The 23,557-nt window shown below is 42.9% G+C and carries 20 protein-coding genes; all 20 read left to right on the top strand.

The annotated features are described in order from the left end of the window. Nucleotides 1–33 precede the first annotated feature (33 nt). On the top strand, nucleotides 34–786 hold the full coding sequence (locus tag PanJK_RS19935) for a glycosyltransferase family 2 protein (RefSeq protein ID WP_265302349.1): 753 nt from the start codon (nucleotides 34–36) through the stop codon (nucleotides 784–786). 50 nt (nucleotides 787–836) lie between these two features. Beyond that, nucleotides 837–1,871, top strand: coding sequence for a glycosyltransferase (locus PanJK_RS19940; RefSeq protein ID WP_256696860.1), 1,035 nt, complete (start codon nucleotides 837–839; stop codon nucleotides 1,869–1,871). Between the two features lie 57 nt (nucleotides 1,872–1,928). After that, nucleotides 1,929–4,139 carry a phage tailspike protein gene (locus PanJK_RS19945; RefSeq protein WP_265302352.1) on the top strand — a complete coding sequence of 737 codons (2,211 nt, stop codon included), beginning with the start codon at nucleotides 1,929–1,931 and terminating at the stop codon, nucleotides 4,137–4,139. A 225-nt stretch (nucleotides 4,140–4,364) separates the two neighbouring features. Beyond that, the gene (gene wcaK, locus PanJK_RS19950) at nucleotides 4,365–5,627 is read left to right on the top strand and encodes a colanic acid biosynthesis pyruvyl transferase WcaK (protein ID WP_256696858.1); all 1,263 of its coding nucleotides are present in this window, start codon (nucleotides 4,365–4,367) and stop codon (nucleotides 5,625–5,627) included. A 4-nt stretch (nucleotides 5,628–5,631) separates the two neighbouring features. Beyond that, nucleotides 5,632–6,855: a glycosyltransferase gene (locus PanJK_RS19955; RefSeq protein ID WP_036648512.1), complete on the top strand. Its 1,224-nt coding sequence runs from the start codon at nucleotides 5,632–5,634 to the stop codon at nucleotides 6,853–6,855. Beyond that, the gene (locus PanJK_RS19960; protein ID WP_008104858.1) at nucleotides 6,852–8,192 is read left to right on the top strand and encodes an MOP flippase family protein; all 1,341 of its coding nucleotides are present in this window, start codon (nucleotides 6,852–6,854) and stop codon (nucleotides 8,190–8,192) included. Before PanJK_RS19955 ends, PanJK_RS19960 begins: the two co-directional genes overlap by 4 nt. Before the next feature lie 288 nt (nucleotides 8,193–8,480). Next, nucleotides 8,481–9,374: a UTP--glucose-1-phosphate uridylyltransferase GalF gene (gene galF, locus PanJK_RS19965; protein ID WP_265302354.1), complete on the top strand. Its 894-nt coding sequence runs from the start codon at nucleotides 8,481–8,483 to the stop codon at nucleotides 9,372–9,374. Between the two features lie 48 nt (nucleotides 9,375–9,422). Next, nucleotides 9,423–10,436 (top strand): UDP-glucose 4-epimerase GalE, encoded by a 1,014-nt coding sequence (gene galE / locus PanJK_RS19970; protein ID WP_222184776.1) that lies wholly within the window; start codon nucleotides 9,423–9,425, stop codon nucleotides 10,434–10,436. A 678-nt stretch (nucleotides 10,437–11,114) separates the two neighbouring features. Next, nucleotides 11,115–11,513: an adenylyltransferase/cytidyltransferase family protein gene (locus tag PanJK_RS19975; protein WP_265302358.1), complete on the top strand. Its 399-nt coding sequence runs from the start codon at nucleotides 11,115–11,117 to the stop codon at nucleotides 11,511–11,513. A gap of 32 nt (nucleotides 11,514–11,545) precedes the next feature. After that, nucleotides 11,546–12,661, top strand: coding sequence for a CDP-glycerol glycerophosphotransferase family protein (locus PanJK_RS19980; RefSeq protein WP_265302360.1), 1,116 nt, complete (start codon nucleotides 11,546–11,548; stop codon nucleotides 12,659–12,661). Further along, nucleotides 12,630–13,748 (top strand): glycosyltransferase family 4 protein, encoded by a 1,119-nt coding sequence (locus PanJK_RS19985; protein ID WP_265302362.1) that lies wholly within the window; start codon nucleotides 12,630–12,632, stop codon nucleotides 13,746–13,748. The genes PanJK_RS19980 and PanJK_RS19985 overlap by 32 nt, the downstream gene beginning before the upstream one ends. After that, complete coding sequence (locus tag PanJK_RS19990) at nucleotides 13,745–14,794, top strand: glycosyltransferase (RefSeq protein ID WP_265302364.1); 1,050 nt, start codon at nucleotides 13,745–13,747, stop codon at nucleotides 14,792–14,794. The genes PanJK_RS19985 and PanJK_RS19990 overlap by 4 nt, the downstream gene beginning before the upstream one ends. Before the next feature lie 17 nt (nucleotides 14,795–14,811). Then, nucleotides 14,812–16,209, top strand: coding sequence for a lipopolysaccharide biosynthesis protein (locus PanJK_RS19995; protein WP_265302366.1), 1,398 nt, complete (start codon nucleotides 14,812–14,814; stop codon nucleotides 16,207–16,209). Nucleotides 16,210–16,250: 41 nt separating this feature from the next. Further along, nucleotides 16,251–17,360 (top strand): EpsG family protein, encoded by a 1,110-nt coding sequence (locus PanJK_RS20000; RefSeq protein ID WP_265302495.1) that lies wholly within the window; start codon nucleotides 16,251–16,253, stop codon nucleotides 17,358–17,360. Further along, complete coding sequence (locus PanJK_RS20005) at nucleotides 17,360–18,457, top strand: glycosyltransferase (RefSeq protein ID WP_265302369.1); 1,098 nt, start codon at nucleotides 17,360–17,362, stop codon at nucleotides 18,455–18,457. The genes PanJK_RS20000 and PanJK_RS20005 overlap by 1 nt, the downstream gene beginning before the upstream one ends. A gap of 108 nt (nucleotides 18,458–18,565) precedes the next feature. Beyond that, nucleotides 18,566–19,609: a polysaccharide biosynthesis protein gene (locus PanJK_RS20010; protein ID WP_265302371.1), complete on the top strand. Its 1,044-nt coding sequence runs from the start codon at nucleotides 18,566–18,568 to the stop codon at nucleotides 19,607–19,609. A 3-nt stretch (nucleotides 19,610–19,612) separates the two neighbouring features. Continuing rightward, a complete protein-coding gene (wbjC, locus tag PanJK_RS20015) occupies nucleotides 19,613–20,740 on the top strand; it encodes a UDP-2-acetamido-2,6-beta-L-arabino-hexul-4-ose reductase (RefSeq protein WP_265302373.1) in 1,128 nt (375 codons plus the stop codon). 10 nt (nucleotides 20,741–20,750) lie between these two features. Next, the gene (gene wecB, locus PanJK_RS20020) at nucleotides 20,751–21,881 is read left to right on the top strand and encodes a non-hydrolyzing UDP-N-acetylglucosamine 2-epimerase (protein WP_265302375.1); all 1,131 of its coding nucleotides are present in this window, start codon (nucleotides 20,751–20,753) and stop codon (nucleotides 21,879–21,881) included. Then, on the top strand, nucleotides 21,881–23,095 hold the full coding sequence (locus tag PanJK_RS20025) for a glycosyltransferase family 4 protein (protein ID WP_265302377.1): 1,215 nt from the start codon (nucleotides 21,881–21,883) through the stop codon (nucleotides 23,093–23,095). The genes wecB and PanJK_RS20025 overlap by 1 nt, the downstream gene beginning before the upstream one ends. After that, the gene (locus PanJK_RS20030; protein WP_265302379.1) at nucleotides 23,082–23,495 is read left to right on the top strand and encodes a WbuC family cupin fold metalloprotein; all 414 of its coding nucleotides are present in this window, start codon (nucleotides 23,082–23,084) and stop codon (nucleotides 23,493–23,495) included. Before PanJK_RS20025 ends, PanJK_RS20030 begins: the two co-directional genes overlap by 14 nt. Nucleotides 23,496–23,557 lie beyond the last annotated feature (62 nt).

Genomic DNA, 23,557 nt, shown 5'->3' on the forward strand with positions numbered 1-23,557 from the left:
AATTTTTTGGTTCCTGAAACTCCGGGTAGACAAATGACAAATCATGTTGGCACCGTCGGTATTGTGATGCCGATGTATAACGCGCGAAATACCGTTCTGCGCGCGGTTGAGTCGATCATCAACCAGACCTACAGCGACTGGCATCTTTACCTCATCAACGACAAATCCACCGATGATTCACTGGCCTTTGTGCGTGAACATTGTCGGGACGCACGCATCACCATTCTCGACAATGAAGTGAATCAGGGCGCAGCCGAAACCCGTAACGTTGGATTGCGTGCAGCGAAAGAAGAGATCATCGCGTTTCTCGACAGCGACGACGAGTGGCACCGCGAAAAACTGGCCGAACAGACGGCTGCGATTGCCGCCGGCGACGATTTCGTGATCACGCATTATCACTACAAAACCAAAACCGCTGATCACGATATCAACTACAGCAAACCCTACCTGCAGCAGGAAAACTTCGTGAAGAAGCAATATCGCGTTTGCTTCTCCTCGGTGTGTTTCCGCCGTCCTCCACAGGGCATCTTCTTCCAGCGTAAAGGCCATGAAGACTTCCTGTTCCTCTATGAATTGTTCCTCCGCTACAAACAAGCCCGCGTGATCCAGAAAATCCTGGTCAACTATTACGAGTTGGGCGATTCACTGTCGCGTAACAAAAATAAAGCGGCGAAGTGGCACCTCGAATTATTAAGAATTATCTATAAAAACAATCCGTTAAAAGTATATTACTATTACACGTGGTACATGGTGAACGGGGTTCTTTTTGCCTTAAAACACCGCTAAGCGCAACGGTGATTTAGCTGCTTATATATTTTTGAGGTGGAAAGGATTGTATGAAGAAGATCGTTTTGGTGATTAAAGATGCCTACTCATATGCGGGCACGGAAAACATCTGCAACTTTATGTCTGAGTGCCTTGGCGAACAGCATGAAGTCACCATTTACTCGCTGGAAGGCCACGGCAAAACCTTTTATCCGTTCGAACGTGTGAAAAAAATTGTCAGCTTTGAAGGCCACAGCAACCCGATTAAAAGCGCCGTTGCCAGCATCCACCAGGAAGGCTTCGACAGCGTATTCCTGATCAGCATGGGCCGCCTGAGCGTGATGTTCGCCTTCTGGAACCTGATGGCGCTGAAGAAGAAGCGCTTCAAGGCGTATGCCTGTGAACACATCGCAATTAACTCGTTCAGCAAGCCAATTAAGCTGCTGAAGTGGCTGATGCTGCGCTATTACGATCAGGTGATCGTGCTGACTGACAAAGATCATCAGGTCTTTAACCGCTGGAACATTGCCAGCCAGCAAATCCCCAATCCGGTGGTGTACAAAGCGTTTCAACGCCAAACGCGCAGCCGTCAGGCGCTGGCGGTGGGGCGTCTTGATAACCAGAAAGGCTTCGACCTGTTGCTGGATATCTGGGCCGACTTCAGTAAGAAGCATCCCGAGTGGAAACTGGTGATTGCCGGTGACGGCGAACTGCGCCAGCAGCTGCACGATCAGGCTGCCGCGTTAGGTATCACTAACAGCGTCAATTTCGTCGGCAAAGTCAGCAACATCAACGATTACTACCGCGAAAGCGACATGGCGCTGATGACCTCGCGCTATGAAGGTTTGCCGCTGGTGCTGCTGGAGGCCAAATCCTGGTCGCTGCCGGTGGTGGCGTACGATTGCCCAACCGGACCGCAGGAGATCATTAATCACGGTGAAGATGGCTTCCTGGTGCCGATGAATGACAAAACCACGTTTATTAAGCGTATGGAGCAGCTCGCCAGCGATGATGGCCTGTTCTATGCGATGAGTGAAAAAACCAAAGAAACCGCGCTCAAGTTTGACGGTAACCAGATCAAGCAGAGCTGGCTCGCGCTTGTTTAGCGACAATTATCGTGCCTCGGGAATTCTTTTTGGCCGTACAACCACGGGAATTGAAGCATGAAAAGAAGAGAAGTCTTGCAGGCCGCAGCCTCCTCGATTGTTACTGCGCTCTCAGTGAGTGCGTTTTCCAGCTACGCCGCAAAAAGTGGTCAGCCAACGTTAAAATCTGTCGATCCGTCCAGCGTACCCGCAGGCGATGTACCGATTCTTACGCCAGAAAACGTCTATACAATGCCACCGCAGTTCTGGCAGAACTTTGAGGGCAAACTGTGGATCGGTAAGGCGGGCAGCGATGCCAGCCAGTCTGGTAATCAGATCCCGGTGTTTCTGCGCGATGCCAATGGCAAAGTGTCACAAATCAGCCAGCCGATTGCGTTGAACAAAGGGAACTTCGCCCAGTTCATTCACGACAATGCGGCGTTGATCGCTAATCCATCACACTCAATGGTGGTGGAGGACGATCAAGGCCACACGCTGTTCTCCATCAGCGATGTTTCACGTCCTAATCAGAGCAACTTTAGCCAGCGTCTGGCGCAGCCGAACGGCTACCAGCTGATTGGCGAAATTCCGTCGGTTGAAGAACTTCGCAAAACCCGTCCGCTGTTTGCCGGTGCCAAAATCAAGCTGAAAAGCTGGCACGAAGGGCTGGAAGTGGGCGGCGGCGAGTTCGTCGGCACCTTCGGTGATGGCAAAGATGATGGCGGCGTGAACTTCAGCGGCAACGGTTTCACCTGGCGTCGTGTGGTGGAAGATTTCAACCGCCTGACATTGTTTGATTTCGGCGCTATCGCCGACGGCAAAACTGACACCGCGCCAGCGATCAAAGCCATGTATCAATGGTCGATTGATGCTAGCCAGCAGATCTGCGTGCAGTTCCCGGCCGGTACCTTCTTCGTTTCCGAATGTGATTTCGGTGACGAAGGTCGTCGCTTCTTCCGCATCTCGGGCGCGATGGTCAACTTCGGTTATTTCCCGGCGACCACGCTGGTTTCTGACGGTCGCTCCGAATTCCTGTTCCAGGTAAATGCGCGCTGGACAGAAATCTCCAACCTGAATTTCAACGGCAACACCGACAAGCGTCCGAACAAACAGGGTTTGTTCCGCAATACCTGTCCGGGCGGCCAGTTCTTCCGTGGCGCTTGCCTGCGCTTCAATCAGGTTGGCGGCGTCTCCCTTAGCCTGCTGGATACGCTGGATTGCAAAATCGACCAGTGGTATGCCAACGCCTGTACCGGCGATGTGATTAAAGCCAGCTGGTCGGGGCAAAAGGCCGGCGCCTGGGATCACAGCACCGCGATTGAGCTCTCCAACTTTAACGCTCAGCACTGTAAAGGCGGCATGGTGTTGAATCTGCCGCGCTGCAGCCAATCGATCATCCACAACGGCTGGATTGAGCACAGCGATTTCCCTGGCGACATCTCGAACGGCCAGTGGATTGTCGATGCGCTGAGCATTGAGGATTGTAAGAACCCGCTTAACGCGCGTAACTCGCGCCTTAATATGCGTCAGACCAATCTGCAGTCGGGCAGCTGGATTGATAACTCGCTTGAAGGCGAGCGCTGGCTGAACATCTGGGAAATGGGCTCAACGCGCGTCGAATCTTACGGCGTCGCCATCGATGGCAGCCTGAAATACAACTACATCACCTCGCGCTTCCGCCTGACCAATAACAGCGATCAGCAAACCTGGTTTGAACTCGGCAACTTCTACTCGCCAACGGTGGGCGATAGCTGGGAGATCGAGGTGTTTGGCCAGTCGCAGTTTAATAACGGTACTGCTAATCAGCCGCTGATGGATCTTATCAACGGTAAAGGCACTGGCGGCCGCGCGGTGATTCATCTGCAGCGCAAGAAAAACAAAGCCGAAGCCAGCTGGTCAGCGGAAGGTAGCTCGCCGGTGGTTGATGTGCGTTTCGAAGCGCGAAGCGATACCGACACCAAAGTCTACGTCAAGCTGGCGGGCTGGACGCCGACCACCGCCGTGCTGATCAAAAGCACCGCCAAGGATCGTTTCCTGACCGGCCAATGTGCGCGTGTGGATGCGGTGATGGACAAAGGCGCACCGGGCAGTGGCGCACAGCAGGCGCCGCAGCGTTTCAGCCTGCACAATGGTAAGGCTGGCATCGGCGGTAACGAGCAGGGCGATTTACTGATGGCATCGCGCGCGCTCAAGCCGGAACAGGTGGATACCCGCGAACCCAAAGGTTTCATCTCGGTAGTGATAAATGGCGAGCAGGTGGCTATGCCGTATTTCGCTGTGAAGTCGTAATGAGTGGTTTGTAAATCGGTCGCCATTAATGGCGACCCTACGTTAAATCGGCATTGGATGATGGTTTTGTAGGGTGCGCATTCATGCGCACCAGAGAGCAGCACCGACGTTAAGTACCACTTTTTGGGGTTTACTCCCATTGCAGTCCTTTGAATCAGAGTTCACTTTGCCAGTGCAGCTATTGGCGGCTTGTAAAAATTACAAAAATTTTTCCGGAGTTTTTTTATGAAGATTTTATTGGTAGGAAACCATACCTGTGGAAATCGTGGGGATGGCGCGATTTTACGTGGGCTGATTGATTCACTGAAATCCGCGCGCGCGGATTTGGATATCGATGTGATCAGCCGTTATCCAACAAGCTCTGGCTATTTACTGCAGCAGGACATCCAGCAGGATTCCCTGTTCCTGCACAACAGCAAGTCGGGCAAAGGGTTAGTCGGTAGCCTGAAACGCAAAGTAGCGAACCGTTTGATGCCGGACATCATGATGGCGCACCTCGGCAAAGGCGGCGTGTACAAATCCTTCTCGGTGCCACCGCATCTGGCGGCGTTCACCAAAAGCCTTGCGCAGTATGACGCGATTATTCAGGTTGGTGGCTCGTTCTTCGTCGACCTGTACGGCGTAACCCAATTCGACCACGCGCTCTGTGCGCTGATGGCGAAAAAGCCGCTGCATATGGTCGGTCACTCGGTCGGTCCATTCGAAAACCCGCGCGTGAACGCGCTGGCGAACTTTGTCTTTGATCGCGTCGACAGCCTGGTACTGCGCGAAGAGGTGAGCTACGACCGCCTGAAACAAGATGGCGTGACCACCAGCAAGGTGAAGAAGGGCGTTGATACCGCGTTTCTGGTTGAAGCGCGTGAGGTGGCCAATCCAAGCCATAACCTGCTGCACTGGCAAGCGATTATCAGCGCACGCAAAACCATTGCGATTACCGTGCGCGAACTGGCGCCGTTTGACAAACGTCTCGGTGTGACGCAGAAAGAGTATGAAGCTGCCTTTGGCCGCGTGATTAACGCGATGATTGCCGAAGGTTATCAGGTGGTTGCCTTCTCTACCTGTACCGGTATTGATAGCTACGCCAAAGATGACCGCATGGTGGCGCTGACGTTGCGCGATCATGTCGAGCATCCCGAGCATTACCATGTCATCATGGACGAGTTCAACGACCTCGAACTCGGCATCCTCCTCAGCCATTGTCATCTGACCATTGGTACCCGCCTGCACTCCGCCATCATCTCCATGAACTTTGGTACGCCAGCCGTGGCCATCAACTATGAGCACAAGTCGCTCGGCGTGATGAAACAGCTTGGCCTGCCGCAGATGGCCACCGATGTGCAGAGCCTGATGGACGGTTCGCTCATCGATAAAGTGCAGACGGTGCTGGCCGATTACGACAACGTGAAACGCAAAGTGGATACCGCGGTGGCGCAGGAGCGTGAGATTGGTAACCGCATTACAGCAGAAATTCTCAACGTCCTGGGGTGAAGTGATGAAGCTGACCTTTTTCACCATGCGTTTTCCTGTTGCCTCTGAGACCTTTGTGCTCAATCAGGTAACGCATTTCATTGACGCAGGCTACGACGTGGAGATTATCTCCGTGTTTCCGGGCGATATGATCAATCGCCACGCCGCGTTCGATGACTACAATTTGGCAGCGAAAACCCACTATTTACTGCCGGAAGAGAAAGTATCCAACCTCGATAAGCTCACGCAGCGTATCGGCTTGATACTGCCGAAAATCACCAAAGGCGCCCTGCTCAAGTCGCTGAATGTGCGTCGTTACGGCGCACAGGCCAGCAAACTGCTGCTGCCAGCGATTGTCGCGAATACCAAGCAGCCTTACACCGCAGATGTGTTTCTGGTGCACTTCGGCTATGCCGGCGCGCTGGCGAACAAACTGCGCGAGCTTGGCGTGCTGAAAGGCAAGCAGGCGACGGTGTTCCACGGCGCGGATATTTCACGTCGTCACATCCTCGAAGAGCACAAGCTCGACTACATCAACCTGTTCAAACAGAGTGAACTGATGCTGCCTATCAGCCACTTGTGGGAGAACAAGCTGATTGAGATGGGCTGTCCGCGTGCCAAAGTGCACGTGACGCGTATGGGCATCGAGCCGGAGAAGTTTAACTTCCGCCCACGCGAAGCCTTCCATCAACCGCTGCGCATCGTCTCTGTTGCGCGTCTGACCGAGAAGAAAGGGTTGGATGTGGCGGTGAAAGCCAGCGAAATCCTGCGCAATAACGGCGGCCAGTTCCAGTTCACCATCATCGGGAACGGCGAGCAGGATGGCATGATGCGCGAGCACATTGCGCGTGCCGGATTGCAGGATTGCGTCGACATGCCGGGCTTTAAGCCGCAGGACGAGATTCGTCAGGCGCTAAACGAAGCGGACATCTTCCTGCTGCCATCCAAAACCGCCGCAGATGGCGATATGGAAGGCATTCCGGTGGCGCTGATGGAAGCGATGGCGGTTGGCTTGCCGGTGGTGTCGACCTATCACAGCGGCATTCCTGAGCTGATTGAGAATGACGTCAGCGGATGGCTGGTGGCTGAGAACGATCCTGACGAGCTGGCGGCGACGCTGCTGCGTCTGTCGCGCGGCGATGTCGATGTGGCTCCGGTGGTCGCGGCCGCGCGGCAGAAAGTCGAAACTGAGTTCAATCAGCACATCGCTTACGGTGAGCTGGCGAAAATTCTGGAGCGCATGGTGTGAGCGGATTAAAAAAACAGGCCGTTTGGCTGTTTGGTAGTACCTGTTTTGCCGCATTGCTTCAGGTGTTACAGCTCGCCGTTCTGGCGCGCAAACTGGAAACGCACGAGCTGGGTTTACTGGCGATCATCAATGCGATTCTGGCGGTGGCGACCGTGCTGCAGGATATGGGCATGAGCAGCTACATCGTGCATCGCCAGGACATTAATCGCCGCGAGCAGAGCACCATTTACTGGGTGAACGTGTCGCTCAGTTTCTGCACCGGCTTGATTATGCTGGCGATTGCCTATCCGGTGGCGTGGTTCTATCACCTGCCGGAGCTGGTGGGCTTAATCATGCTCACCAGCCTCAACTTCCTGGTGCTGGGACATCTGTCGCAGTATCAGGCGCACTATGTGAAAACCAAACGCATGGTAACGCTGGCGAAGATTGAGATGGCCACCAAGCTGTTCGCGTTCCTGTGTACCGTGGCGATGCTGTATTACACCTCGCTCACCGTGGCGGCGGCGATTCTTGGCCTGTTCATCAACGCCTTCACGCGTATTCTCTGCATGATCTACTTCGGCGAGAAATCGTGGCGTCCGACCTGGGAATTCGACGGCAAAACCTTCGTCAGCGCGGTACGTTATGGCGTGTATCAGCTCGGTTCGCAGACCATTAACCAGCTGCGTACGCAGGCGGATGCGCTGATCGTCGGTAAAGTGATGGGCGCGGAAATGCTGGGGATTTACTCGCTGGCCAAAGAGCTGATCCTGCAACCACTGAAGCTGGTTTCGCCGGTGATTAACCGTCTGGCATTGCCGCGCTTTGCTGAGAAGCAGCACGATCCGGAGCAGCTGAAAAAGCTGTTCCTGAAAGGCACTTTCGTCATCATGCTGTTCAGCAGCGCGATGTATCTGGCGATTGGCATTCTGTCACCGGTGATTGTGCGCGTGCTGTACGGCGCTTCGCATGAGCAGGTTTATCATCTGATTCCGCTGATGCTGCTGTTTGGCATGCTGCGTCCGATGGGCGGCTTAACCGGCGCGATTTCGCAGGCCAACGGCCGCACCAATGTCGAGTTCTACTGGAACATCGTGGCGAGCCTGGTGGTGGTCGCGGTGCTGGCGACAACCTACATCTGGCCGAACGTGCTGTATGTAGCGCTGACGCTGTCGATCTCGCAGGTGCTGATCTCGGCTTTCGCCCATCCGTTCTTTATCAAGCCAGTGATTGGCATCCGCTTTATGCCGTATGCGCGCCAGTGGGTTTCAGTGTCGGTGGTGTTTGTCGCGTTGATGATGCTGGTAAACCACTTCAACCTGTTCGTAATGCCGGAATGGTTTGAGGGCTGGCTGTAACCTTCGTAAGGTCACCATTAATGGTGACCCTACAATTCCTACACGTTAACTTTTCTGAAAATCACTGGTCTTCCCCTTCGTCACTCTCGCTCCATCCTCTTACGGTTTTTCAGCGGCTTAGTGCATCGTTTCCGTTTTGTAATTCTGGCGATTTTACCGGCCAAATTGGCGATTTTTGATGTCGTGACAGAGAGTTAGTGCCGGTTTTTCAGATAAAGATTATACTTGCTCGACCGGCCGATCCTGCATAATCGACCCCACGTATTCACTTCATGAAATGGAATAAATATGACCAAGCTTAAAGCAGTAATCCCCGTTGCGGGTCTCGGTATGCATATGCTTCCTGCGACTAAAGCCATTCCGAAAGAGATGCTGCCAATCGTCGACAAACCAATGATTCAATACATTGTTGACGAATGCGTCGCGGCTGGCATCAAGGAGATTGTGCTGGTCACCCATGCTTCCAAAAATGCAGTGGAAAACCACTTCGATACCACTTACGAGCTGGAAGCGCTGCTCGAAGCGCGCGTTAAACGTCAGCTGCTGAGCGAAGTGCAGTCAATCTGTCCGCCGGGCGTAACCATCATGAACGTGCGTCAGGCTAACCCGTTGGGTCTGGGTCACTCCGTGCTGTGCGCGCGTCCAATGATTGGCGACAACCCATTTGTGGTGGTGCTGCCAGACGTGCTGCTGGATGACTCTACCGCTGACCACCTGCGTTATAACCTCGCCTCAATGGTGGCTCGCTTCGAAGATACTGGCCACAGCCAAGTGCTGGCGAAACACATGCCGGGTGAAGACCTCACCGAATACGGCGTGCTGACCACCGAACAGCCGATTGACAACCCAGGCGATATCAGCACCATCACCAGCTTTATCGAGAAGCCAGAAGCGGGCTCAACCGACTCTGATCTGACGGCAGTTGGCCGTTACGTGCTCTCTGCAGATATCTGGGAAGAGCTGGAGCGCACCGAGCCAGGCGCATGGGGCCGTATTCAGCTGACCGATGCTATCGCCTCCCTGAGCAAGAAGAAGCCGGTTGATGTGCAACTGCTGACCGGAACCAGTTATGATTGCGGTCGTAAACTTGGTTACATGCAGGCATTCGTCTCTTACGGCTTGCGTAACAACGATCAGGGCCGCGATTTCCGCGAATCCATTCAGAAAATCCTGGCGAAATAAGCTTCCTCATTCTCTACCGCGCCATTAGCGCGGTTTAAAGGAGTACACATGGCTATTTTGGTAACGGGCGGAGCGGGTTACATCGGCTCCCATACGGTGCTGGCGCTGTTAGAGCGTGGCGACGACGTTGTGGTCCTGGATAACCTTTGCAATGCTTCCCGCGAAGCCATTAACCGCGTGGAAAAGCTCTCAGGTAAAAAAGCGGTGTTCGTTGAAGGCGACATCCGCGATCGCGCCTGCCTGCGTGACCTGTTTGCCACCAACGACATCAGTGCCGTGATTCACTTCGCTGCGTTGAAAGCCGTTGGCGAATCCACGCGCATGCCGCTGGAATATTACGAAAACAACGTGGCTGGCACTGTGGTGCTGCTGGAAGAGATGCGCGCTGCTGGCGTATGGAACTTCATCTTCAGCTCATCTGCGACCGTTTATGGCGCGGATGCACCGGTTCCTTACGTGGAAACCACGCCAATCGGTGGAACTACCAGCCCGTACGGCACCTCGAAGCTGATGATCGAATTCGTGATGCGCGATTTCGCTAAAGCCGATCCGAATTTTAAAGCCATCGCACTGCGCTACTTCAACCCGGTTGGCGCGCATGAATCTGGTGAAATCGGTGAAGACCCAACCGGCATTCCTAACAACCTGCTGCCGTACATCGCGCAGGTGGCGATTGGCCGTCTGGAGAAGCTGGGCGTGTTTGGCGACGACTACGACACGCCAGATGGCACCGCACAGCGCGACTACATTCACGTTGTCGACCTGGCAGAAGGGCACCTGAAAGCGCTGGACCACTTAGCCAAAGTTGAAGGCTACAAAGCTTACAACCTTGGCGGCGGTGTGGGCTTCTCGGTGCTGGAGATGATCAAGGCGTTTGAGAAAGCTTCCGGCAAGCCAATTCCGTTTGAGTTCAAGCCACGCCGTGACGGCGATTTGCCAGCGTTCTGGGCAGATGCGACGCTGGCGAACAACGAACTGGACTGGCGCGTGACGCGCGGGATCGATGCCATGATGCGTGATACGTGGAACTGGCAGTCGAAGAATCCGAATGGGTTTGAATGATACTATTGCGGGCCTTAGCGCCCGCTTTACATGCACCTCGTCTGAAAAAACACTTCTGAGCTTTAGTCAAAATCTGATTGAGTTGAATTATTGACTCAGCAAACATCATCTCCGACCCAAAGCGGTCAATACTTAAACTAACACCCCCGGAAATCTGTAATTTGTTCGTCATTGAAGTTTACGAGTGGTAGAATTCCTGAGTAACGATCTCAGTGGCAATATTTTTGAAAAATGCTATAAACTATTGAATTATCAGCGTGATATCAGCATGAGAGGATTGGATTTTTCGCTTGAATTTGTTTGTATTTCAGCTATGTGGGAGCTGTAACCCAGGGGCGGTAGCATGTTATTTAGAGTTGAAGGCTAACGCATTTGTTTAGAATTATGCCATCACGAAGGAAAATGGAGTTAAAAATTCTTTATTCTAATTATGGTTTAATATATTCGGCTCGAGCTCGTACTTTTCGCTATATAATAAATTCTTCTATAAAAGATTATTTGATACATTAGCATCCAACAATAATTTTTTTTTATTATTTAAAGTTATCAATAGAAGGTTTTATCGAACGTTACATAATGGCGAATGCTCTACTTTATAAAGAAAAAAATAATTATGTTGCCAAGAATTTTGGGTTTAAATATCAGCGATTTTTTAATCAATAACTGGATGGCTTAAGCATGACGAGAGTAATAACATTTGGGACATTCGATGTATTCCATGTTGGACATGTGAATATTCTTGAAAGAGCTGCAAAATATGGTGATGAACTCATTGTTGGTGTTTCTTCAGATAAATTGAATTTTAGTAAAAAAAATAAATATCCAATTTATTCTCAAGAAGATAGAATTAAAATTATACAATGTATAAAATTCGTAAAAGAAGTTTTTATTGAAGAGTCTCTTGAGGAAAAACTTAATTATATCAGAAAATTCAAAGCGGATATTCTGGTTATGGGCGATGATTGGGAAGGACGTTTCGATTGGGTCAAAGATGAGTGCAAAGTAGTCTATTTACCAAGAACGCCATCCATTTCAACAACTGAAATTATTGAAGTCGTTAGGTCTGGAAGAAAATGATTTTTAGAAAAAAATTGTTAAGGTTCGTCAAGGTGTTTTTTTCAGGAATTAATTTTTTAATACCTAAAGTTCGCACTAAGATCATATTTAAAAGCAGACCTGATTTTAGTGGTAATGCACGGGCATTATATGAATATATTAATTTAAAACATAAAGACAAGTTTACAACAGTGTGGATTTCCGAAAATAGTAATTATGTACCAGCTGGTGTGAGGGTTGTTCAAAGTGGTTCATTTCAGGCATTAAAAGAATACGTTACTGCAAAATATATTGTAACAACACACAATGAAATGATCGGAATAAAAAGTATCAATCAGACTTATGTAAGTTTGTGGCATGGTATGCCACTTAAAAAAATATGCTATTTGGGTGAGTATGATTATATAGGAATGGAAGATTACTCATCATTTCGTATCGCCTCATCGGAGATAATGAGGTCAATTATCTCAGCGTGTTTTAGAGAGAAAGCGAATAATGTATTCATTACAGGTCAGCCTAGAAATGACTACCTGTTTGATTTTAACAAATCCAACAGAATATTTTCAGATTTAAGTGATAAAAAGATCTTACTTTACATGCCTACTTTCCGTGAAAATCAAGAGTCCTTGAAGTATTCGGATGGTAGTGGGATCAATAAAAATAATTTTTTTAGAGTTAACGATTTTTCATTAGATGAAATCAATCAATATTTAGAAAAAAGCCACTCGCATCTTATTATTAAATTGCATCCTTATGAAGAAAAAACAATACTTGATGCGAATTTAGGAAGAAATATATCGTTAATAACAACCTCTCGATTAAGAGAGAATGATATGGATGTTAATCATCTAATGGCGAGAGCTGACGTTCTTATTAGCGATTACTCATCTGCTTATTTTGACTTTATGATCTTAGATAGACCAATCATTTTTCTTATTCCAGATGTTCATAAATATAGCGAACATCGTGGCGGATTCACTTTAGAACCTGTCGAGTTTTGGATGCCTGGAGCTCATGTTTATAATCAATATGAATTATTAAGAGAACTTAAGGACCTATCCTCTGGAGAGGATTATTATAAAGACAAAAGGAATGAAATAAATGAGATGATTAATTATTATAAGGATATGAATAACTGTGAAAGAGTTTACAACCAATTCTTTAGATAAGTTTGAAATTCATTTTATATTAGGTGACGTCTCATCACGAGGCGGGATTGAGAGAGTAACAATCACTTTGGCGAATTCACTATCGTCTATATGCAAGGTGAAATTAATTAGTCTTTACCAAACAAAAAATAAGCTATCGTTTAATGTTTCTGAGAAAGTGAGTCTAGAAATCATAAACAATAAACATGAAGTAAGTATGTATAATCGAAAAATGGGCACAGTTAAAGGATTGTTTTTCGATTTTTTGTATATCAAAAAAAAGAGTGGCAGCTTAAAAAAAATAGCTAAAAGTAATAATGCTATAGCAATTACATCTGATGTGAAAATGACATTGCTCGCTAAAGTTTCAGGCTATAAAAATATAATTGCTGTCGAACATTTTGAGTATGATGTTATTAGCCCAATACTTAAAGTGGTTAGAAAACTGCTTTACAAAAAAATAAGTTGTGTTATCAGCCAAACTGAAGAAGATAAAAAAAAATATGATTGGTTACCTGCTGATAAACACTGCGTAATTCCTAATATAGTCGAAGAGCCAAATCAGATTACATGCTACGAGAAACGTAGCAAAATTGTGTTGGCTGTAGGACGCCTAACACATCAAAAAGGATTCGACCTTCTTCTTAGATCATGGAAAAGAATCAATGCACCAGATTGGAAGTTGAAAATAGTAGGAGAGGGTGAAGAATTTAGGAATCTGCAATATTTCATTAAAAGTAATAAACTGACTAATGTGATACTCTGCCCATTTTCAAATGCTATTGAGCAACATTATAACGATGCAAAGATATTCGTATTGAGTTCAAGATATGAAGGACTAGGAATGGTTTTGGTAGAGGCATTATCTTATGGACTCGCATGCATTAGTTTCGATTGCCCAGCAGGACCTAGAACAATACTGAATCAAGATAATGGCATTTTAATTGAACCTGAGAATGTCGAAAGCCTTACAGCGTATTTGCAAGAATTAATCGGAAACAGAGAACTTCAAAACAACATGAATAAAAGTGCGATAGCAAGTATAGATAGATTTAAATCAAGTGTTATTATTGAACAGTGGATAAGTATAATAAGAGATGTAAAATGAAAAATTACGACCTGGTAATTATAACAAATGTCCCAGCATTCTATAAAATTAATCTATTTAACCAGCTATCGGATAAGTTAAAATTAAAGGTCATCTTTATTTCTAAAATATCGAAAATAAGAAATCATGATTTTTATAATTATGACATTAATTTTGACCATGCTTTTTTGAGTGAAGGCGCTTTTGAAGACCGAAGTTCTTTTAAGACGTTATACAATTTGTTCATAGAACTAACTAAGATTAAGTATGAAAGAGTTCTTTTCCCTGGCTGGGAGATAAAAGAATTGTTCTTTTTATCATTAATAACAAAAGTCAAAAAAAATGCTATTGTGATTGAAAGCAGTATTAATGAGAGCAAAGTTAAAGGAATATCAGGTTTTTTAAAAAAAATATATTTAAGTCGTATGGGAAGTGCCTATCCATCGGGTTTTCTGCAGAAAGAAATTTTGTTAAATATGGATTTTAAAGGACGTTCTTATTTAACACATGGAGTAGGTATAATAAATGATAGTCCAGTCACCGATATAAATATTAATGAAAAAGTTACAAGGCTAAAATATATATATATAGGCAGGCTTTCACAGGAAAAAAATCTACTTTTACTTATTAAGGTTTTCAATGAGTTGCAATTCCCACTAATTATTGTTGGTACAGGACCTCAGGAGGATGAGCTGAAATCGGCTGCAAATGAGAATATTATATTTAAAGGTTATATTCAAAATAAAACATTACATGCCTTATTAAAAGAATGTAATGTTTTTATCTTACCTTCTATATCCGAACCATGGGGATTGGTAGTAGAAGAAGCATTAGCTTCAGGTCTACCAGTTGTGGTTAGTAATAAAGTTGGGTGTAATAAAGACCTCGTAGATGCTGAGAATGGTATTATTTTCAATCCTCATGATGCAGAGTGCTTAAAGACTTCAATATTGAATATGGAGAAAAATTATTCTGGATTTAAATATGCTGCATTGAATTATAACATCCAGGTAAGAAATACTTTGCAAATCAACTCATATGTAGAATCAATGAAAAATGAAAAATGAAAAATGAAAAATGAAAAATGAAAAATAAAACTATTCGAGACTTTGCAAATTATGCTTTAGGTGATTTATTTGTAAAAGGCTTTCTATTTATTTCATTGCCACTTCTATCGCGGATTCTTGATCCGGCAGAGTATGGAAAGCTTTCAATTATTAACACTGCAATTATGATATTGTATGTGTTTGTTAGTTTAAATCTACAAAATGCAATTACAAATCGATATATGCTGACTGCAGAAAATTTTGGAGATTACTTTAAAAGTATTTTGGTTTTTATATTGCCATTTCAAGTTGCCCTTCTAATATTAAGTCCATTATACTCTGGTTTTGCTTCAGGATTACTGGGTATTGATTCGAAAGATTTTTTATGGGTCTTAATTATATGTATCATGCTTAGTTATTTGTATATGTATACTTGCTATTTACAAGCATCAAGGCAGAGTGGTTTGTATGTTAAGATTAATATGCTATCAAAGATCCTTGAAATAACATTGATTTTTGCATTTGCATATTTTATGACATCGCAGCAATACATGTCTAAAATTTATTCTCAACTTATTGTTACAGCTTTCATTTTAGTTTACTTATCGCGAAAATTAATTTTTTTAGCTACTGGTAGGGTTAAGGTTTTATATATCAAGGAAGCTCTTGTTTTTTCTATCCCGCTTATAGTTCATGTTTTATCTAATTCTCTACTATCCCAAGCTGATAGAATTATTATTAATAATTCTCTGGGATCTTCGGCTGCCGGTATATATTCTTTCACTTATAATATTAGCACAGGTATTCTTGTATTAATAATGGCCTGGAATTCATCTTGGCAACCTAGGCTATATAATCATATAGAAAATAATCGATTAAATAAAATTCGCGAAATTACGAAAGCAAGTACAGTCATAATTTTTTCTGTTAGCTCATTAGCTATATTATTTTCGCGAGAGATGATAATGTTGATTGCTGAAAAAAGCTATTTTTCAGGGATTAAAATACTTCCAATTGTCATTATTGGGAATGCAATTATTCATTTATATTTGATTTATGTTAACTTCATTTTCTATAAAAAAAAATCAATATTGATCTCTACTGCAACATTATTAGCTGTTATGGTAAATGTCGGATTAAATTATTTATTAATACCCATATTGGGTATTTTAGGTTCAGCGTGGGCCACTGTTTTTTCATACTTATTGTTAACTATTCTGCATTACATAACTTCGACTTACATTGTTGTTAATAATCCGTTAAGTGCTAAATATATAATTTATTTTCCCTGTGGGTTAATAATTATGTATTTATTGAGTATACTTGTAGATTCAAACTGCTCCTATTTAATAGGCATAATGATCAAGTTTATAATGATGATTGTTATTGGATTGGTAATAATTAAAACAAGAGTTCATAAAAGTTTGAGTGAGTAAAGATGATCTACTATTACGCTTTTTTGTTTTTATTATCGTCAATGATATTATTGGACGTGCTAACATATTCGTATAAAAAACTGCTAATAATCTCATCTTCATTAGTGGTGTTTTCTTTCATAGGATTGAGATATAAATTAGGTGTGGATTGGCAGTTTTACTATGATATTTTTTATGGTGTAAAATCAGAATTGACTATTGAACCAGGATATCAAGTGGTCTCTTGGATAAGTAGTAATTTGCTAAACTTCTGGGTTTTTGTTTCTTTAATTACTTTACTTAGCATATTTTCAATATCTCGCTTTGCATACCGTTTCTCGCCATATCCAGTTTTAGTCTTCGGGTGTTATTTTATAATTTCTTTTGGATTTAATGTTGAAGCATTGCGGCAAATTATAGCAGTGGCATTCTTCTATTTAGGCCTATATAAATATTTTAAAAACCGAAAGCATTTCTTTTACTTATATTGCATAGTTGGCTCATTTTTCCATATTTCACTACTTCCGTTAGTTTTTATTACATTGTTTTTCAATGATCTATTCCTAAAATTTGGTGGGAAATTATTCCTGCTTGGTGTTTTTCTGGCAATTTTTCATATCTATCCAGTTAAAGAGATCATCGAATTATTTAATTCTTTAATAGGAGGGCCATATTTAGCAAAGCTCAATTGGTATGCATTACAAGGTGCTGAAAACAATACTTTAACATTTAACATGATGTTCAAAGTACTAATTTATGGTTACTTCTATTACAACAGAGGTAAGATAATGTCTTACTGCGTTGAAAGAAATTTGAGTGATAAATTTATTAAATGCTTGCACGCAATGTATTTGGTAATGCTTCTGCTCAATGTTTATTTTTTACCTTTTGGCACCATTGTTTCTCGATATGATGAGTATTTTATACTTGTAATGTTAATTTGTTTTAGCTATTCATTAAAAGTTAATAGTTTTTACACTAATAGAGTTATTATAGGCACTGTATTTACAGCGTTAATAAGCGTGATTTTTATTCGGTTTATGACAAATGATTATTTCCGAGCACAATATGTGCCGTATGCTAATTCAATATATCAATTGTTAACAGCCAGTACAGATGATGCGGCTCGCGCGAAAGCTGTTTACTTACATTGGAAACAGAGTAACCAATAATGATTTTAGTTAATGCGAGTAATTTATATGTTGGTGGCGGCATGCAAGTAGGTATGTCAGTAATTGAAGAGTTTAGCAAAATGGATGTTGATTTCATTGCTGCCGTTTCACCACCTATCTTTAAACAGCTTTCTGAGTATGCAAAGAAGAACAGTATAGTAATAAATGGATCACCATCTAAATTACTAAACTTTGGTACAAGAAGAATGCTAGACGGCATTGTTAAAAAATATAATGTCGATTCTATTTTTACGGTGTTTGGCCCAAGTTACTGGAATCCAAAGATTAATAATCACACTGTCGGATTTGCGCTTCCATGGCTAATATATAATTCTTCAGACGTAATCAGTAGTCTCAGTCTCAAACAAAAAATTAAAAATTCAATACTAAAATATTTACAGCCTTATTTCTTTAATAAAAATGCAGCTAAAATAGTGGTTGAAACAATTGATGCTAAAGAACAAATATATAAAAAACTTCACATTGAAAAAAATAAGATTTTTGTGGTCCCTAATACAGTAAGTTCTAATTTTAAAGACGATTTTGTTTTTGATGATTACTTTTCTATGAAATTACCACACAAAGAAAAGGGAGACATTTGGCTTTTGACAATATCTCATGATTACCCACATAAAAATTTAAGAATAATATTTAATTTGTTAGAGTTACTGCCTAAATGTTTTAAGTTTGTATTAACGTTAGATAAATCATTTGCTGAGCATTTAAGCAGTGAGAATAAGGCCAGATTTATTTTCTTGGGTGAAGTGGAGAATAAACTGTGTCCCACTTTGTACGCTCTTTCAGATGCTTTATTTTTGCCAACATTACTAGAATGTTTTAGCGCATCTTACGTTGAAGCTGGTCTAATGAAAAAGCCGATCTTTACTTCAAATCGAGGTTTTTCCAAAACTGTTTGTGAGGATGGTGCTTTCTATTTCGAACCATTGGATGCATTAGACATAGCGCAAATAATTTTAAATGCTTTTGGTAATCCGGAAGAAATGTCAAATAAATGCGAGCGGATGTATCTCATTCAAGAAAAGCTACCCTCTGCAAAAGAACGAGCTGAGATGTATTTAAAAATTATTTCAATGTGAAAGCTGAATCCATTGTTATAATATTTGAATATTAAAAAAATATGATGAATTCATTAAATCAGCTTGATTCTGCGTTTTTTCAATTTTGGTCAATAAGTGGGAGTATTAATGTTTAAATCTAAAGTTTTGCTGATAACTGGTGGAACAGGTTCATTTGGAAATGCTGTATTAAAACGTTTTCTGGATACAGATATTGGAGAAATACGCATATTTAGCCGCGATGAAAAAAAACAAGATGATATGCGAAAGAAATATAATAGTAGTAAATTAAAATTTTATCTTGGCGATGTACGTGATGAAAATAGCATCGCTGCAGCGATGCGCGGTGTTGACTATGTTTTTCATGCAGCAGCATTAAAACAAGTACCTTCATGTGAATTTCACCCTATGCAAGCGGTCCGTACCAACGTACTGGGTACTGAAAATGTTCTAAACTGCGCAATTTCAGCTGGTGTGAAACGTGTTGTGTGTTTAAGTACCGATAAAGCTGTATATCCCATTAATGCAATGGGTATCAGTAAAGCGATGATGGAAAAAGTCATGGTAGCGGCAAGTCGTAATTTGGAAGGTACAGATACGGTAATTTGTGGTACTCGCTATGGAAATGTAATGGCTTCAAGAGGTTCAGTCATTCCTCTTTTTGTTCAGCAAGTGCAGCAAGGTAAAACAATTACTATTACTGAGCCAAGCATGACCCGCTTTATGATGACTCTTGCTGATGCAGTAGACTTGGTTCTGTATGCATTTGAGCACGGGAACAACGGCGATATATTCGTGCAAAAAGCACCTGCTGCTACAGTCGAAACTTTAACCAAAGCCATCCTCAAATTAATGAATAAGCCTGCCCATCAGGTAAGTATTATTGGATCGCGTCATGGTGAAAAGTTATTCGAATCTTTGCTTGGTAAAGAAGAACGAGCATGTGCTGAAGATATGGGCGATTACTTCCGCGTTCCTGCAGATACACGTGACTTAAACTACGCTAAATTTGTTGAAGAGGGTGAGCAGAAGATGACTGATGCGCTCTGTGGTGAGGAGTATAACTCCCACAACACACTGCGTCTCGACGTTGAAGGTATGACTAAACTTCTTTTGAAGTTAGAGTTTATGCGAAAGATTTCTAAAGGCGAATACGCGGATCCGGAGGAATAAGCAGTGAAAGTCCTTATCACAGGTTCTGAAGGTTTCATTGGGAAAAATTTATCTCTTCGGCTAAGTGAAATTGAAAGTATTACTGTCCTGACTTTTAGTCGTCAGCAGAGTCAACAAGAATTAGTAGCACTATTGCAAGACGCCGATTTTGTATTCCATCTTGCTGGCGTTAATCGCCCGCAAAATCCTGATGAATTTACTACTGGGAATATTGATCTCACTTACAGTATTTATTCCATTGTTGCAGATATCGCAGTTAAAACTGGAAGAAAGATCCCAGTACTATTTACCTCATCTATTCACGCTGTGCTTGATACTCCATATGGTAAATCTAAACGTGAAGCTGAGAATATTTTGTTGCGTCTAAAGGATGAGCTTGATATTCCCATCTATATTTTTCGTTTACCAGGGGTTTTTGGAAAATGGGCTAGACCAAATTATAACTCTGTAGTTGCAACTTTTTGCTACAATATTGCGAATGATTTACCACTTGAAATAGATAATCCACAACACCAGCTAAAACTAGTTCATGTCGATGATGTAATATCAACATTTATAAGTGCAATAGAAGGTAAAAAAGTTATTTCGCGACATGATGCCTTATTAGACGTACTACCTGAGTATACCACCTCAGTTGGCGAATTAGCTGAGGCCATAAAATCTTTTGAAATCTGCCGTCAAACGCTTATTACTGAGAGGGTAGGAAGCGGTTTTCTTAGATCTTTATATTCTACTTATGTAAGTTATCTTCCTATTGATAAATTCACTTACTCAATAAAAGAGCATGAAGATCCGCGCGGTCGTTTTGTTGAAATAATTAAAACGAAGGATTCAGGTCAGATTTCATATTTTACTGCCCATCCAGGTGTAACGCGAGGAGGGCATTATCATCATTGTAAGACGGAAAAATTCTTAGTAATTCAAGGTACTGCGAAATTCAAATTCCGGCATTTAATAACTAATGAACGCTATGAATTAATCACCAGTAGTGCGAAGGCAAACATCGTTGAAACAATACCAGGATGGTCACATGACGTTACTAATGTTGGGACTGATGAGCTGATTGCAATAGTCTGGGCTAACGAAAATTTCGATTCTCAAAATCCTGATACTATAGCTTCTTTACTGTAAGAGACCCTCTATGAAAAAACTAAAAATAGTCTCAGTGGTTGGAACTCGTCCTGAAATTATTCGGTTGTCGCGCGTTCTAGCTAAACTTGATTTGTATTGTGACCATATTTTGGTTCATACAGGGCAAAATTATGATTATGAGCTGAATGAAGTCTTTTTCAATGATCTCCAAGTTAGAAAACCGGATTATTTTCTCAATGCAGCTGGAAAAAATGCTGCTGAAACTATTGGTCAGGTTATTATAAAAATTGACGAAGTTTTTGCAGAAGTAGAGCCCGAAGCTATGTTGGTATTAGGCGATACTAATTCTTGTATTTCAGCCATTGCTGCAAAACGCAGAAAAATTCCTATTTTTCATATGGAAGCGGGTAACCGTTGCTTTGACCAACGTGTACCTGAAGAAACTAATCGTCGCATTGTGGACCATACGGCTGATGTAAATCTCACTTACAGTGATATTGCACGAGAGTATCTACTTGCTGAAGGTTTACCAGCTGACCGAGTGATTAAAACTGGTAGCCCGATGTTTGAAGTATTGAACCACTATATGCAGCAGATTGATGCTTCAAATGTCTTGAAACGGCTAGATTTAGAAAAGAATAAATTCTTTGTTGTTAGTGCTCACCGTGAAGAGAATGTTGATTCACCTAAGCAGCTATCTAAACTTGCAGACATACTCAATACCATTGCTGAAAAGTATCAATTGCCTGTAATTGTTTCTACGCACCCTCGTACAAGAAACCGCGTTGAAGAAAATGGCATCGTTTTCCACAAAAATATTCAGTTGCTGAAGCCTCTTGGGTTTCATGATTATAACCATTTGCAAAAAAATGCAAGAGCGGTTCTTTCAGACAGTGGCACCATCACTGAAGAATCTTCAATAATGAACTTTCCAGCGCTAAATATTCGTGAAGCTCACGAACGACCTGAAGGCTTTGAAGAAGCATCAGTCATGATGGTAGGGCTTGAAACAGAACGTGTCTTGCAAGCTCTCTCTATATTAGAGAATCAACCGCGCGGAGATGAAAGGTTACTGCGACAGGTTTATGATTATAGTATGCCGAATGTATCAGATAAAGTAGTAAGAATTGTTCAGTCTTACACTGATTATATTAAGCGAGTTGTTTGGAAAGAATATTAATGAATCTGGCTCTAATCATTGACGATTATCTTCCACAAAGCACGCGCGTTGGCGCTAAGATGTTTCATGAACTGGCTCTGGAGTTCCTGAAACGCGGGCATAATGTGACTGTTATTACGCCGTGTTCAGAGCAAAAGGAAAAGCTCGTCATTGAGACATTTGACAATGTTCAGGTATGGCGTTTTAAAAATGGGCCTATAAAGGATGTCAGACATCTAACTCGTGGAATCAATGAGGCTTTATTATCGCTTCGTGCCTGGAAAACCATCCGTCAAATGGTTAAAGCCGACACTTTTGATGGAATTGTCTACTATTCACCCTCTATTTTCTGGGGGCATTTGGTAAACAAAATAAAGAGACGATGTCATTGTAGATCATATCTTGTTCTTCGTGATTTATTCCCTCAATGGGCTATTGATGCGGGGATGATTAAAAGTGGCTCCGTCATAGATAATTTCTTCAAATACTTTGAAAGGTTCTCCTATAATCAGGCTGATAAAATCGGGCTAATGTCCGAGAACAACTTAGTTTTATTCCGAAAATATAATCCTTCAACCAATTGTGAGGTGTTGCGCAATTGGGCTGATGTCCGGCCATCCAACGTGCTGCCAGTTGATTATGTACCTATCAGGCAATCATTAAACTTAAACAAGAAGATTATATTCTTTTACGGAGGGAATATTGGCCATGCCCAAGATATGTCAAATTTGATGCGTCTCGCAAGGCGAATGGTAAAATATCCCGACGCACATTTCTTGTTTATTGGTCAGGGTGACGAGGTTGAGCTAGTTAAAAAACTGGCAAGCGACTGGGCGCTCAATAATTTCAGTTATCTCCCTTCAGTTCCTCAAGCTCATTTTAAAAATATACTCGCTGAAACCGATATTGGATTATTTTCGTTATCTGCTAATCATACCGCATTTAATTTCCCTGGAAAAATATTGGGATATATGGTAGAGAGTTTGCCGATATTAGGTAGTATTAATGTTGGTAATGACCTGGAGAGTTTAGTAAATAACCATGGAGCTGGTTTTATCCATGTCAATGGTGATGATGAGGCATTATTTCGGTCTGCAGTGAAATTAGTTGAAGATTCTCAATTGAGAAAACGCATAGGTAAAGCTGCATTCAAACTATTGGAAGATGAGTTTACAGTTTCTTCCGCAGCCAATATTATTGAAAACGCTTTCGAGGGAAATTATGCGGCTCATTGATGATGCGATGATTCAATCATTATTTGATTCAGCTGTTAGTTCGGAAAGAAAAAGATCTCACATTTTACTCCATAATTCTCAACAAGATAAAGTGCAGAGATTATTGATTGGTTTAGTTCAGGGTAGTTATGTTGAGCCTCACTATCATGAATTACCTCATCAGTGGGAGTTGTTCACTGTGTTAGAAGGAGTACTTGAAATAACTTTATATAATGAAAATGGTGAAATACTTAGCAAGTTTAATGCTGGGCCAACGTCTAATACAAAGTTTATCGAGTTTGCACCAGGTGATATTCATAGTGTTGAATGTATTTCTGAGCGAGCATTAATGCTCGAAGTTAAAGAAGGACCATTTGATGATAAATTTGCTAAAGCTTTTCCACAATGGAATTGTGGATAACGTTAGCAGCAGCATTCTCCGTGCTGGACATTTATCCATTTAAATACCCTATAGCATCTAAC

The organism is Pantoea sp. JK (assembly GCF_026130245.1).
GTDB classification, from domain to species: domain Bacteria; phylum Pseudomonadota; class Gammaproteobacteria; order Enterobacterales; family Enterobacteriaceae; genus Pantoea; species Pantoea trifolii.